Below are 13,776 nucleotides of genomic sequence, written 5' to 3' on the forward strand. Positions count from 1 at the left end.
CCGGCGAGGTGGACGGAGCACGGAGGGAACGGGGGCACAGCGGCGTGACATTCGGGTTCTGGCGGGCGTTGGGGCGGGAGCCGCGGCGGCTCGTCGCCCTCGGGCTCTGGTCCGTGCTGGAGGCCGCGCCCGCGTTCCTCATCGGGCACGCCGTCGCCCGGGCCATCGAGGACGGGTTCGCCAAGGCCGAGCCCATGACCGGGCTCGGGTGGCTGGCGGCCCTCGGCGTCGCGTGGCTGGTCGCGGCCGTGGCCGCGCGGCAGGTCGTGCTGTGCGTGGCGGGGGTGGCGGAGCCGTTCAGGGACGACCTGCTGACGCACGTCGTCGAAGGGACGCTGCGCCAGGCCGCCAGGCGGGACAGCGCCGCGGTGGCCAGGGCGACGCTCCAGGTCGAGCTGGCCAGGGACGCCTTCGCGGCCGTGGTCACCACCGTCAGGGGGTTCGCGTTCACGGTCATCAGCGTGGTGCTGGGGCTGGTGACGCTGGCGCCGCAGGCGATCGCCCTCGTGCTGCCGCCGTTCGCCGCCGGGCTCGGGCTGTTCCTGGCGTCGCTGCCCGCCCTCGCGCGCAGGCAGCGGGCGTTCCTGCTGGCCGACGAGCGGCTGGCCGACGCGATGACGGCCATGGCCGGCGGGCTGCGCGACATCGAGGCGTGCGGCCTGCAGGAACGCACGGCCGAGCGGCTCGATCACCAGGTCGGCGCGCAGGCCGCCGCCGCACGGGCGCTCGCCGGGGTGACCGCCGCCCGCACGGCCGCCCTCGCCGTCGGCGGCTGGCTGCCCGTCGTGCTCGTGCTGGCCGGGACGCCATGGCTGCTGGAGCGCGGCCTCGGCGCCGGCGTGATCGTCGGCACGCTCGCCTACGTCACGCAGTCGCTGGCCCCCGCGCTCGGCGGGCTCGTGCAGGGCCTCGGCGTCAGCGGCGTCCGGCTGGTCGCCACGCTGGGCCGCATCGCCGCCGCCACGCCGCCCGCCCCGCCGCGGCGGCCGGGCATCCGCCCCGCCGCCGCCGACGTACGGCTCGCCTCCGTCACCTTCGCGTACGGCCCCCACTCCGCCCCCGTCCTCGACGGCCTCGACCTCGTCATCCCCGAGGGCGACCACCTGGCGGTCGTGGGGCCCAGCGGCGCGGGCAAGTCCACGCTGGCCGCCCTGGTCAGCGGCGTGCTCCGGCCCGCCAAGGGAGAGGCGCTGGTCGGCGGCGTCCCCGCCGACCAGGTCGACCCCGCCGTCCGCGTGCTGATCCCCCAGGAGGCGTACGTCTTCCGCGGCACGCTGATGGAGAACCTCACCTGTCTGGCCGCCGGAGACCCGGGGGAGCGGCTGGACGAGGCCGTCGCCGCCGTCGGCGCCCGTGAGCTGGTGGACGAGCTGGGCGGCTACGAGGCCCAGCTGGACCCGGCGGCGCTGTCGGCCGGGCAGCGGCAGCTGGTCGCGCTCGCCCGCGCCTACCTCACCCCCGCGCCCCTGGTCATCCTCGACGAGGCCACCTGCCACCTCGACCCCGCCGCCGAGGCGACAGCCGAGGCCGCGTTCGCGCGGCGCGGCGGCACGCTCATCGTCGTCGCGCACCGCCTCACCTCGGCGCTGCGCGCCCGCCGCATCCTCCTCATGGACGGGACCCGGGTGACCATCGGCACCCATGACGAGCTGGTCAGGGTCTCTCCGCTCTACGCCGACCTGGCCGGCCACTGGCACCCGGAGCCCGTGTCATGAAATTTCCAGACAACTATCCGTCCGCCGAACGCTTCCCCATCACCGACCGCCGCCACGGCCTCGAGATCGACGACCCGTACCGCTGGCTCGAAGACCCCCACGCCCCCGGCACCGAGGCCTGGCTGGCGGCGCAGGACCGGCTGTGGCGCGACGGCGCAGCCAAGCTGCCCCAGCGTGCGCGCTTCCTGGCCCGGCTCACCGAGCTCAGGGAGACAGGCCTGGTCACCTCGCCGGTGTGGCGCGGCGGGCGGCGCTTCCACCTGCGCCAGTCCACCTCGCAGGAGCACCCGGTCCTCTACTGCGACGACCGCGTCGTGATCGACCCCATGGAGCTCGACCCCACGGGGCTCACGACGCTGGACGACTGGCAGCCCGACCTCGAAGGGCGCCGCCTGGCATACCAGATCTCGCGAAGCGGTGACGAGCGGGCGGACCTCTACGTCAGGGAGGTCGACACCGGGCGCGTCATCGACGGGCCGATCAGCGGCTGCCGCTACTCGGCGGTCGCCTGGCTGCCGGGCGGTGAGGCGTTCTACTACGTGCGCTTCCAGGAGGGCGTTCACCTGCACAGGATCGGCGTCGCGGCCGACGTCCCCTTCTTCACCAGGGGTCCCGTCTCCTACAGCGTGCAGATCAGCGCCGACGGCCGCTGGCTGACGATCTCCGCGGGCACCCCGACGGGCAACTCGCTCTGGCTGGCCGACCTCTCGCGCAGCGACCCGGAGCCCCGGCCCGTACAGGAGGGCGTGCACGCGCGCACGGCGGGCGCGGTGGCCTGTGACGGCCGCCTCTACCTGGTCACCGACAGGGACGCGCCGAGGCGCAGGCTCTGCGTGGCCGACCCCGAGCAGCCCGCCGCGTGGCGGGAGCTGATCCCGGAGGACCCCGAGGCGGTCCTGGGCGCGTTCACCGTGCTCGACGGCGACCGGCTGCTCGTCGCCAGGACCCGCCACGCCGTCGGCGAGATCGCCGTGCACCAGGCCCGCACCGGGCGGCGGCTGGGCAGCGTGCCGCTGCCCGGCAGCGGCACGATCGCCTCGCTGACCTCCCGCCCGGACGGCGGCCCCGAGGCCTGGTTCGCCTACACCGACGCCGTCACGCCCCCCGAGATCTGGCGCTACGACGCCCGCACCGGCGACACCACCCTCTGGTCGGCCGCGCCGGGCCGGTCCGCGCTGCCCTCCGTGCGCAGCCACCACATCGAGTACACCTCGGCCGACGGCACCCGCGTCCGCATGGTCGTCGTCGCGCGCCCGTCGCCGAGCGGCCCCCGTCCCACGATCCTCACCGGGTACGGCGGCTTCGGCATCCCCCTCATGCCCGGCTACGCCGCCGACTCCCTGGCCTGGGTCGAGGCGGGCGGCGTGCTGGCCGTCGCCAACCTGAGGGGCGGCGGCGAGGAGGGCGAGGGCTGGCACCGGGACGGCATGCTGGACCGCAAGCAGAACGTGTTCGACGACTTCGTGGCCGCAGCCGAGAAGCTGATCGCCGACGGCTGGACCACGCCCGGGCAGCTCGGCATCTGGGGCGAGTCGAACGGCGGCCTGCTCATCGGCGCGGCCCTCACACAGCGGCCGGAACTGTTCGCGGCGGCGGTTTGCTCGGCGGGCCTGCTCGACATGGCCCGCTACCACCTGAGCGGCCTCGGCCCCTCCTGGACCGGCGAGTACGGCGACCCCGACGACCCCGAGCAGCTCGGCTGGCTGCTGGCCTACTCGCCCTACCACCACATCAACAAGGGGCTGGACTACCCGGCCACGCTGTTCACGGTCTCGGCGGGCGACACGCGGGTCGACCCGATGCACGCGCGCAAGATGTGCGCCGCCCTGCAGTGGGCGACGGGCGGCGACCGGCCGGTCCTGCTCAGGTACGAGACGGACGTCGGGCACGGCGCGCGGGCGGCCAGCCGGTCGGTCGGCCTGGCGGCCGACGCCCTGGCCTTCCTCGCCGCCCACACGGGCCTAGATCCAGCCTGACTCCCTGGCGATGCGGATGGCGTCGATCCGGCTGCGGGCGCCCAGCTTGTTCGTGCTCTTGGACAGGTAGTTGCGCACGGTGCCCTCGGACAGGAACAGCGACGCGGCGATCTCCCCGATCGACGCCCCGTCCGCCGCGGCCCCGATCACGTCCAGCTCGCGCTGGGTCAGCGGCGCATCGGCCGGGCGCATGGCCGCGATGGCCAGCTCCGAGTCGATGACCCGCTCGCCGTCGGCCACCCTGCGGATGCCGTCCGCCAGGCGTTCCGGCGGCGCGTCCTTGGCCATGAACCCCCGCACGTGCACGTCGAGCGCCCGTTTGAGCAGGCCCGGCGTGCCCACGCCGGTCAGGATGAGCACCCCGCACTCGGGCAGCTTCTCGTGCAGCTCGCCGGCGGCGGCCAGCCCGTCCTTGCCGGGCAGCCCGATGTCGAGCACGGCGACGTCGGGGCGGCAGGCGTTGGCCGCGGCCAGGATGTGATCTCCCCTGGAGACCTCGGCCACGACTTCGATGTCTTCCTCATAAGCCAGCAGCGCCACCAGCGCTCCGCGTACCAGATGCATATCCTCTGCGAGTAACGTTCGGATCACTATGCGTCCTTGCGGTAGGCCAGGCTTACACGTCTGCGGGCCTCTCAATCCTGACGTATTGACTCGATCGTGAAAAGTCTTGTTACATGATGGTCAGGATGATTACCAGATTTGCGGCGAACGGGCTCAGACTCGAGACGATCAGTGGCCGGATCGAGGAGTGATCATCGTGACGCCCGGCACCGATCCGATCGAGGCCAGCGCCTTGCCGGCGTCGGCCAGCCCGATCGTGCGGGTGACGAGCTGGTCGGGGTGGAGGATGCCGGCCCTGATCATCTCCAGCATCGGCGGGTACGCGTGCGCGGCCATGCCGTGGCTGCCCAGCAGCCGCAGCTCGTGGCCGATCACCCGGCCCATCGGCACCGGCGTCGGCCCTCCCGGCAGCAGCCCCACCTGGACGTGACGGCCCCTGCGGCGCAGGCTCTCGACGGAGGCGGCACATGTCTGCGGGCTGCCCAGCGCGTCGATGGACACGTGAGCACCGCCCCTGGTCAGCTCCCTGACCTGGGCCGCCGCGTCACCGGCCGAGCCGTTGACGAAGTGCGTGGCCCCCGCCCGCTCAGCCAGGTGCAGGGCGTCGGTGCTGACGTCCACGGCCACCACGCGAGCCCCGGCGGCCGTCGCGATCATCACGGCCGACAGGCCCACGCCGCCGCAGCCGTGCACCGCCACCCACTCGCCGGGCCGCACCTCGCCGACCTGCGCCACGGCGCGGAACGCGGTGGCGAAGCGGCAGCCGAGCCCGGCAGCGGTGACGAAGGCCATGTCCTCGGGGATCGCGATCAGGTTGACGTCGGCGTGGTCGATGGCCACGTACTCGGCGAACGAACCCCAGTGCGTGAAGCCCGGCTGCGTCTGGCGCTCGCACACCTGCTGGTCGCCGGTGGCGCAGGACGGGCACGTGCCGCAGGCGCAGATGAACGGGACGGTCACGCGCGCCCCCGGCCGCCAGCCGCGCACGTCGGGGCCCACCGCCTCGACGATGCCCGCCAGCTCGTGGCCCGGCACGTGGGGCAGGACCTTGATGTCGGGGTCGTGCCCCTGCCAGCCGTGCCAGTCGGACCGGCACAGCCCCGTCGCCTCGACCCTGATCACCGCCCCATGTGGCGCGGGGGACGGGTCGGGGAGCTCGCGCACGTCAAGCTCCCCGCCGAAGATGTCAAACGCAACCGCTCGCATCTCACGAGCTTAGCCTTCGAGCCAGTTGCCGGATCACGGAAGGCCTGGTTGGAGGGCGACCTGGGCCCGGCGCCAATGTGGGCGCGGGGTGAGTACGGCTCCGCCAGGACCTCACCACGGACGCTTGGAACGCGACGGTCAGCTCGGGGCGGGGCCCGCGGCGCCGCGCCAGGGGTCGTAGTCGACCTCCAGCGGCTCCTGCCCCGGCCGCAGCTCCTCCGGGACGTGCTGGAGGTTGACCCGGACGCGATACCACACGCTGCTGCGCCCCCGCATGCCGTCCACCAGCACATCGGCGGGCTCCAGGCGGGCCGCGGCCTCCGGATGGCGGGCCTTCCACCGCTCGAACCCGGCCAGCGCCTCGTCCTTGTGCTCCGCCCGCGCGATCTCGATGACGGGCATGGTCTGCTGCCGGCGCCCCGCGCCCTTGGGCGCCTTGGGCGCGGGCCCGAGCTCCTCGGCCAGCGCCAGGAGCCCGTCGAGCGAGCCCGGGTGCAGGTCCATGTCCTCCCACGGGTCGCCGGCCGAGGCCAGCCGCTTGGGCACCGTGTCGACGGTGAACGCCTCGGGGCGGCAGCCGGGCACCTCGTCCCAGGTCAGCGGCGTCGAGACCCGGGCGTCGGGCACGGCGCGCACGGAGTAGGCGGAGGCCACCGTGCGGTCGTAGGCGTTCTGGTTGAAGTCGACGAACACGCCGTGCCGCTCCTCCTTCCACCACCGGCTGGTGGCCAGCTCGGGCGCCCGCCGCTCGACCTCGCGGGCCACCGTCTCGGCCGCCTTGCGCACCTTCGCGAACGGCCAGCGCCGCTCGATCCGCGCGTACACATGGAACCCCCGCGAACCGGACGTCTTGGGCCAGGCGACCAGCCCGTGATCGGCCAGCACCTCGCGCGCCACCTGGGCGGTCGCCAGCACGTCGGACCACGGCACGCCGGGCACCGGGTCGAGGTCGATGCGGAGCTCGTCGGGCCTGGACAGGTCGTCGGAGCGCACCGGATGGGGGTTGAGGTCGACGCACCCCAGATTGACGACCCAGAGCAGCTGGGCCAGGTCGGTGCAGACCACCTCCTCGGCGCTGAGCCCCGAGCGGTATTTCAGCTCGGCCACCTCGATCCAGTCGGGCCGCTTGGCCGGGGCGCGCTTCTGGAAGAAGGCCTCCTGCTCGATGCCGTGCACGAACCGCTTGAGCACCATCGGCCGCCCGTGCACGCCCCGCAGCGCCGCCTCGCCCACGGCCTGGTAGTAGCCGAGCAGGTCGAGCTTGGTGTGGCCGGTCTGCGGGAAGACGACCTTGTCCGGGCTGGTGATGCGGACCTCGCGCCCGGCGACCTCGATGACAGGCATAGGGTCACCATACGCGGGGCCACCGACAAGGCTCAGGGCGTCAGCTCGGCGCGGCGGGCGCGGCTGCGCGACTCCAGGTAGGCCAGGCCCAGCCGCTGGTGCGTGGCGATGGCCGCCTGGTTGTGCTCGAGCGCCTTGTCCGTACGGCCGAGCCGGAGCGCGAGCTCGGCCAGCACGTCCTGCACGGAGCCCAGGGCCGCGCTGCCCGTGCCCATGACGATGGGCTGGCCGGCGATCGGCAGCAGCCGCTCGTACATCTCCCCGGGGTCGGGGGTGCCGAGCTGGGCGGCCACGAGGCCCCAGACCGGGAAGAAGAAGTCCGCCGACCAGTCCTCCCGCAGGTCCACGCCCCACCGTTCGACGAGCTGCCGCGCCTGTCCGGTGCGGCCCACGTCCAGGCAGGCCAGGATGGCGAGCGGGCGCACCATGCTCATGAGCGGACGGTCGCCCGCGGCCACCAGCTCGTCCAGCAGCTCCGCCACCCGGCCCTGGCCGCGCCGGCACGTGTAGAGGACGCCGAGGCGGCGGGCCTCCTGGCCCCACAGGCTCGCGCCGTAGGAGATCGTGGGGAAGTGCTCGGCCAGCGCCTCCGCCTCCGCCCACCGGCCGTGCAAGGCGTGGTCGGCGGTCTGCGCGACGCGGACCATCGCCTCCAGCTCGGGCCGGTCCACCTCGTGGAGCAGCTGCTCGCAGCGGGCCAGGTCCCGGCTCCACTCGGCCAGCTCGCCCGCGCGCAGCAGGCACGCCATGCGCAGCACCCGAGCCACCAGCCTGGCCTCCCTGGGCAGCCCGGGCAGGGCCAGCATCTCCTCGGCTGCCGCCAGCCGCTCGGGGTTGCGGCCAGGGACGAAGCTCGCGATCAAATAGTTGTTGAGCGCCCTGGCCAGCAGCATGGAGTCGCCCGAGCGGCGGGCCAGGCCGATCGCCTCGAGCGCCAGCCGCTCGCCTTCGGCGCGCCGGGGGCCGTAGTGCAGCTCGGTGCCGAGCGTGCCCAGGAGCGCGGCCCTGGACCGGTCGTCGAGGTCGCCCGCCAGCAGGTCCTCCAGGATCGCGACCATGTCCTCGTCCACCGTGCCGTACGGGCGCCAGTTCCACACCGACAGGCCGCCGAAGACCGAGACCGCCGCCACCAGGGCGTCCCTGTCGCCGAGCCGCTGGGCCTGGGCGATGGCCTCGGTCAGCTCGCGGTAGGCGCCTTCGGCGTCGCCCAGCGTGCGGCGGGCCTGGCCCAGCTCGGTCAGCACGCGGCAGCGTTCGGGCGAGCCGCCGGGCGGCAGGTGATCGAGCGCCAGCTCCCACAGCTGGACGGCCTCCTGGTAGCCGTGCCGCTGCGCGGCCTGCCTGGCGGCCCGCGTGGCGTACGTGACGGCCTTGGGAGCGCCGCCCAGCCTGGCCGCGGCGGCGAAGTGGCCCGCCAGCAGCACGGGATCGGCGCCGGGCACGGTCTCCAGGTGTCCGGCGGCCCGCAGGTGCAGGCGGGCGCGGTCCAGCCTGGTGAGCCCCGCGTCGAGGGCCTGTCGTACCAGGGCATGGGAGAAGCGGTAGTCGGCGGCCTCGGCGAGCAGCCCGGCGGCCAGCGCGGGCTCCAGCTGCGACATGACCTCCTCGACCGGGCGGTCCACGAGGGCGGTCAGCAGGTCCAGCTCCACCTCGCGGCCCGCGACCGCGGCGGCTCTGAGCAGCTCCTGGGTGGGTTCGGGGAGGCGGGCCAGCCTGCGTTCGATGACGGCGCGGGCGCCCGGAGGGACGAGGTGGCGCTCGGGTTCGGGCAGGCGGAGCAGCTCGGTGAGGTAGAACGGGTTGCCGCCCGACCGGTCGAGCAGCTCCTGCGGGTCGGCCGCCAGATCGTGCAGGCGCAGGTAGTCGCGTACGCCCGAGGCGTCGAACGGCTTCAGCGGCAGCCTGTGTCCCTCCCTGGCCAGCGCGCCCAGGGTCTCGCGCAGTTGCTCGGGGTGCTCGCCGGGCTCCGGTCTGAGCGTGGCGACGACGAGCGCGGAGGTCCTCGCCAGCTCGCCCGCCACGTGGCCGAGCAGCTTCAGCGAGGAGGCGTCCGCCCAGTGCAGGTCCTCGAGCACCGCCAGCAGGGGTCCTTTGCGCAGCTCGGACAGCACGGCGTCGTACAGGTCGAACAGCTCGGCGTGCGGGCGCGGCGGGATCAGGCCCGCCCTGGCCCAGGGCCAGAACGCCGGAGCGGCGCCGCCGTCGAGGCAGCGCCCCCATTCCACCCTGAAGCCCCTGGCGGCGGCGAGGTCGGCGGCGGCCCTGGCCAGGCTCGTCTTCCCGATGCCCGCCTCGCCGGTGACCAGGACCAGCCCGCCCCTGCCCCGTCTGGCCTCGGACAGCAGCTCCTCCAGGGCACGCAGCTCTGCCTGCCTGGCCACGAGCCTGTCGCCGTCGAAGGCGGGCGCGGGCCTGGGACCGTCCGCGGGCGCGGCCCCGCCGTCATGGCTGCCTCTCGCGGGCGTCGCCGCGTCCAGCTCGGGCGCCTGCTCGAACACGGCCTGCTCCAGCCGCTTCAGCTCCGGCCCCGGCTCGATCCCCAGCTCGTCGGCGAGCAGGGCGCGCACCCTGCGCAGCGCCGCCAGCGCGTCGGCCTGGCGCCCCGCCCGGTACAGCCCGAGCACCAGCAGCCCCCACGCCCGCTCCCGGTAGGGATGCGCCTCGGTCAGCGCCTCCAGGTCGGGCACGCTGGCCTCGCCCAGCGCCAGCCGCGCCTCCAGACGGTCCTCCTCGGCCGCGAGCCGCAGCTCGCCCAGCCGCGCGGACGCCACCGGCGCCAGATCGGGGAACTCGGCCAGCGGCTCCCCGCGCCACAGCGCGAGCGCCCGGTCCAGCACCCGGGCCGCCTCCGCGTGCCGCCCCTGCTTCACCAGGCGCGCGCCGTCGGCGGCCCATGCGGCGAAGCGGCCCACGTCGGTCTGGCCGGGCGTGACGTTCAGCAGGTAGCCGGGCTCGCGGGTGAGCAGCACCTGGGGTGGCGTGCGCGGCTTGCGGTCCGGCTCGAGCACCCGCCGCAGATGCGAGACGTACGCCTGCAGCGTCGCCGTGGCCTTGGCCGGCGCCTCCCCGGCCCACAGCTCCTCGATCAGCTGGTCGAGCGGGACGACGCGGCCGGGCTCGAGCGCCAGCCTGGCCAGGACCGCCCGCTGCTTGCGGGTGCCGAGGTCGAGCCGGTCACCCTCGTCGCCGTCCACCTCAAGCGGGCCGAACAGTCTCAACTCCACGAACCCCAAGTCAACCCCAACTCCTCCCCAAGTCCTAAACAGCACTCTGGACGCATGAACGAGCTGAAGAATCTGACGAACGGCCGCGTGCTCCTCCCCGGCGACGAGGGTTTCGACGAGGCGCGCAAGCCGTGGAACCTGGCCGTCGACCAGCCGGTGCGCGCGGTCGTGGAGGTGGCCGACGCCGACGACGTGGCGGCCGCGGTCGGTTACGCCCGCCTGCACGGGCTGTCGGTGACCGCGCAGCCGAGCGGCCACGGCGCCTCCGGCGACGCCGAGGACACGATCCTGCTGCGCACCGGCGGGCTCGGCGGCGTGGAGATCGAGAACGGAGTGGCGCGCGTCGGCGCGGGCGTGAAGTGGGGCGAGGTGCTGGCGGCGGCGAGCCCGCTCGGGCTGACCGGACTGGCGGGCAGCTCGCCCGTGGTGAGCGTGACCGGGTACACGCTGGGCGGCGGGCTGAGCTGGTTCAGCAGGAAGTACGGCTTCGCGGCCGACAGCGTGCTGGCCTTCGACGCGGTGGACGCCGAGGGCACCCGGATCAGGGTGAGCGCCGATCGGGACCCCGAGCTGTTCTGGGCGTTGCGGGGCGGCGGCGGCGACTTCGCGATCGTGACGGCGGTGGAGTTCGAGCTGCGTCCCGCCCCCTTCCTGCACGGCGGGCGGATCATGTGGCCGATCGAGCGGGCGCCCGAGGTGCTGGCCGCCTTCCGCGAGGTCACCGCGTCCGCGCCGGACGAGCTGACGGTCTGGTTCGACCTGCTGCAGATCCCCGGCGGCCCCGGGTTCGTCATGATCGACAGCACGTACCTGGGCCGTGACCCGGGCGGGCTGCTGCGGCCCTTCGACCTGATCGGCGGGGCCGTCAGCGACAACAGGCGGCTGCTGCCGGTGGCCGAGCTGGGCTCCATCTGCGACGAGCCCACCGACCCCTCGCCGGGGGCGAGCCGGTGCGAGCTGCTGACCGGGCTGGACGACCAGGTGGCGGGCGTGCTGCTGGGCGAGCCGATCGACCCGCTGGTGAGCGTGCAGATCCGGCATCTGGGCGGCGCGCTGGCCAGGCCCGCGGACGGCGGCGGCGCCGCCGGGCACCTGGACGAGCCGTACCTGATCTACGCGTTCGGCCTGCCTGGCGAGGCGACGGCCGACCGCCTCGAGCGGCTGGGCAAAGCGCTGGTGCCGGTCACCAGCGGGCGCAAGCCGTACACGATGCTGCACGGGGGCGAGCAGGCCGCGGCGGCGTTCCCTGGCGAGTCGCTGGCCAGGCTGCGCGACCTCAAGCGCGCCCGCGACCCGCACGGCGTGATCAGGGCGAACTTCCCCGTGCTGGGGTAGAGCCGCGTCCGGGCAGCCCGGGACTGGCTTCTGTCGGTGGGGTGCGGCATTCTCCTGCGGTGAAAGCGAGGATCAAGGTTGACGGTCCTCTGGCAGACCAAGGGAAACACCACATGCAGCTCTCCCCCACGGCCCAGCGGCTCCAGGACCAGTTCACCGAGCCCGGCGCCGGGCATCTCGTCTTCCGGCAGGCCGGGCCGCAGCTCACCGCGGCCGACCTGGGCGCCCTGCTGCCGCTCGCCTATCGCGTGACCAGCGGCGGCCCGGCGTTCTCAGCGAGGGTCATCGTCGAGGACGAGGTCAGGCAGCGGCAGCCGTCCTTCAGCCCCGAGTCGTGCGTGGCGCTGTACGAGGCCCTGGTCGACGGCCTGGCCGGCCGTAAGTGGGCCGACCTGTGCCTGGCGGCGGCCGCGCTGCTGCGCTGCCCCGGCGGTGCGCCGTCGGCCGCACTCGCCGCGCCGGCGCGCACCCTGATCGAGTTCATGGTCCGGGAGAAGCGGACCGAGCACCCGTACGCGCTCCTGGCCGTGGCGGGCCTGGCCGGGATGGACGAGGTGGCCGAGATCATGCAGGAGCGGCAGGAGCCGCTGGCGGCCGCCGAGCTAGAGCTGCTCATGGGCCTGGACCCGGCGGGCAGGGCGCTGCTGGCCGAGATCGGGGCCCGGTCGTACGGGTCGCCGCCGGAGCTGACCGACGTCTGGGAGCGGCTGGCCGCGATGCCGGCGTACGTGGACTTCGCCCGCTCGACGCTGGAGGCCGCCGATGACCGGCTGGCGGCGATCCACGCGGGCGAGCTCCCCTACCGGGCGGACAAGGCGTTCGGACCGGCCGAGACGGGGGCGATCGGGCGGGCCGCGCGGCTGGCGCTGTTCCGCGACGAGCCGTGGCTTCCCGAGCTGCTCGACCGCCTGCTCTCCCGGGTCGCCGTCGCCCCCACGACGGCCAAGACCCTGCCCTCGCAGGCGCTGCTGTACGAGGTGGCGCGGGCGGTCGAACGGTTCCCGACGCCGGAGGCGATCACGGCGCTGCGCACCGCCCGCGCGCTCACCCGGCACGCCGGGGTGGTCAAGCAGCTCGATCGGATGATCAGGAAGGCCGAGCCGGGGCTCGCGGACCGGGTCGAGGTGGCCTTCCGCATGCCGGATCTCGGGTTCGGCCCGGGCGGGCGGCTGGAGGTGCCGATGGGCGAGCACCGGGCGGTCGTGGCGGCCGGTGCGGACGGCGAGTTCGCGTTGTCCTGGTGGCACGGGGACCGGCGGCTCAAGGCCGTGCCCGCGGCGTTGCGCAAGGAGCGTCCCGATGAGGTCAAGCGGGTGCGCGAGCTGGTCAAGCAAGTGCAGCGGCAGGTGACGACCCTGGTCAGGGCGCTGGAGGCGGGCTTCGCCGGCGAGGCCGCGCAGCCGTACGACACCTGGCGCGAGCAGATCGCGGCGCATCCGATCGCCGCCACCGTGGCCGCGCGGCTGATCTGGGAGGCCGAGGTCGCGCCAGGGGAGTGGCGGGCCGCGCTCGGCGGGCTGGAGGGCCGGCGGGTACGCCTCTGGCATCCCGCCCGGGCGACGCTCGCCGAGGTGACCGGCTGGCGGGAGGCCGTGGCCGAGGGGCGCATCAGGCAGCCGTTCAAGCAGGCGTTCCGCGAGGTCTACCCGCTGACACCCGCGGAGGAGCGGACCGCCGTCTACTCCAACCGCTTCGCCGGACACGTCGTGGACTACCGGCGGCTGTACGCGATGTTCAAGGTCCGGGGGTGGCGGGCCGACATGCTCGGCCCATGGGACGGCGGCGGCGGGGGCCAGGCCACGCGGGTGCTGGCCGAGGGACAGTGGCGGGCGTCGTTCTTCCACGACTACCTGTACGGGGATCCGGGCGAGCACGCCTCCACCGACCAGGTGCGCTTCCACCGGAGGGTGGACGGCGAGTGGCGGGAGGCGCCGCTGGCCGAGGTGCCGGCGCTGGTGTTCAGCGAGGCCATGCGGGACGTGGACCTGTTCGTGGCGGTGACCTCGATCGCGGCCGACCCGGAGTGGGCCGACCGCGGGCACGACCGCCATCTCGCCTACTGGCACGCGGCGTCCTTCGGCGAGCTGCCGCCGTCGGCCGAGGTGCGCCGCGACGCGCTGGCCCGGCTGCTGCCGCGCCTGGCGATCGCCGAGCGCTGCTCCCTCACAGAGCGCTACCTCGTCGTCCGCGGCGACCTGCGCACCTACAAGATCCACCTGGGCAGCGCCAACGTCCTCATGGAGCCCGGCGACGTCTACCTGTGCATCGTCTCGGCGCCCGACCGCGACGGGGGGTTGTTCCTGCCGTTCGAGGACGACGGGCGCCTCGCGCTCATCCTCAGCAAGGCCCTCCTCCTGGCCGGGGACAGCCGGATCACCGACGAGACCATCGTCCGGCAGATCAAGGGCTGAC

8 protein-coding genes are annotated in these 13,776 nt (G+C 74.3%); 4 read left to right on the plus strand and 4 right to left on the minus strand.

Annotated features, from left to right (window positions below):
* Positions 1–44: 44 nt before the first annotated feature.
* Together ACIBVN_RS00780 and ACIBVN_RS00785 are read left to right on the plus strand one after the other, a co-directional pair.
* Entirely contained in the window at positions 45–1,715 is a 1,671-nt protein-coding gene (locus ACIBVN_RS00780) for an ATP-binding cassette domain-containing protein (RefSeq protein ID WP_397131176.1), read from the plus strand.
* Positions 1,712–3,691, plus strand: a complete 1,980-nt coding sequence (locus ACIBVN_RS00785) for a prolyl oligopeptidase family protein (protein ID WP_397131178.1) — start codon at positions 1,712–1,714, stop codon at positions 3,689–3,691. The genes ACIBVN_RS00780 and ACIBVN_RS00785 overlap by 4 nt, the downstream gene beginning before the upstream one ends.
* Here the strand turns inward: ACIBVN_RS00785 and ACIBVN_RS00790 are convergent.
* From ACIBVN_RS00790 to ACIBVN_RS00805, 4 genes are all read right to left on the minus strand, one after another.
* On the minus strand, positions 3,677–4,282 hold the full coding sequence (locus ACIBVN_RS00790; protein WP_397131180.1) for a DNA-binding response regulator: 606 nt from the start codon (positions 4,280–4,282) through the stop codon (positions 3,677–3,679). The two genes, ACIBVN_RS00785 and ACIBVN_RS00790, sit on opposite strands and share 15 nt — an antisense overlap.
* Before the next feature lie 141 nt (positions 4,283–4,423).
* Positions 4,424–5,461, minus strand: a complete 1,038-nt coding sequence (locus ACIBVN_RS00795) for a zinc-dependent alcohol dehydrogenase family protein (RefSeq protein WP_397131182.1) — start codon at positions 5,459–5,461, stop codon at positions 4,424–4,426.
* 138 nt (positions 5,462–5,599) lie between these two features.
* Positions 5,600–6,805: a non-homologous end-joining DNA ligase gene (ligD, locus tag ACIBVN_RS00800; protein WP_397131184.1), complete on the minus strand. Its 1,206-nt coding sequence runs from the start codon at positions 6,803–6,805 to the stop codon at positions 5,600–5,602.
* 32 nt (positions 6,806–6,837) lie between these two features.
* The gene (locus tag ACIBVN_RS00805; RefSeq protein ID WP_397131186.1) at positions 6,838–10,029 is read right to left on the minus strand and encodes a BTAD domain-containing putative transcriptional regulator; all 3,192 of its coding nucleotides are present in this window, start codon (positions 10,027–10,029) and stop codon (positions 6,838–6,840) included.
* Positions 10,030–10,083: 54 nt separating this feature from the next.
* On the opposite strand from ACIBVN_RS00805, the gene ACIBVN_RS00810 reads away from it, so the two are divergent.
* Positions 10,084–11,364, plus strand: a complete 1,281-nt coding sequence (locus tag ACIBVN_RS00810; RefSeq protein ID WP_397131188.1) for an FAD-binding oxidoreductase — start codon at positions 10,084–10,086, stop codon at positions 11,362–11,364.
* Positions 11,365–11,477: 113 nt separating this feature from the next.
* Entirely contained in the window at positions 11,478–13,775 is a 2,298-nt protein-coding gene (locus ACIBVN_RS00815; protein ID WP_397131190.1) for a DUF4132 domain-containing protein, read from the plus strand.
* Position 13,776: the final 1 nt, after the last annotated feature.

Origin of the sequence: Nonomuraea sp. NPDC049400 (assembly GCF_044466425.1) — a bacterium.
GTDB lineage: Bacteria > Actinomycetota > Actinomycetes > Streptosporangiales > Streptosporangiaceae > Nonomuraea.

What these genes read in the sequence shown, in the direction of transcription:
- ACIBVN_RS00785 (WP_397131178.1), top strand. Translation starts at nt 1,712, where the DNA reads ATGAAATTTCCAGACAACTATCCGTCCGCCGAACGCTTCCCCATCACC.
- ACIBVN_RS00815 (WP_397131190.1), top strand. Translation starts at nt 11,478, where the DNA reads ATGCAGCTCTCCCCCACGGCCCAGCGGCTCCAGGACCAGTTCACCGAG.
- ACIBVN_RS00795 (WP_397131182.1), bottom strand. Translation starts at nt 5,461, where the DNA reads ATGCGAGCGGTTGCGTTTGACATCTTCGGCGGGGAGCTTGACGTGCGC.
- ligD (WP_397131184.1), bottom strand. Translation starts at nt 6,805, where the DNA reads ATGCCTGTCATCGAGGTCGCCGGGCGCGAGGTCCGCATCACCAGCCCG.
- ACIBVN_RS00810 (WP_397131188.1), top strand. Translation starts at nt 10,084, where the DNA reads ATGAACGAGCTGAAGAATCTGACGAACGGCCGCGTGCTCCTCCCCGGC.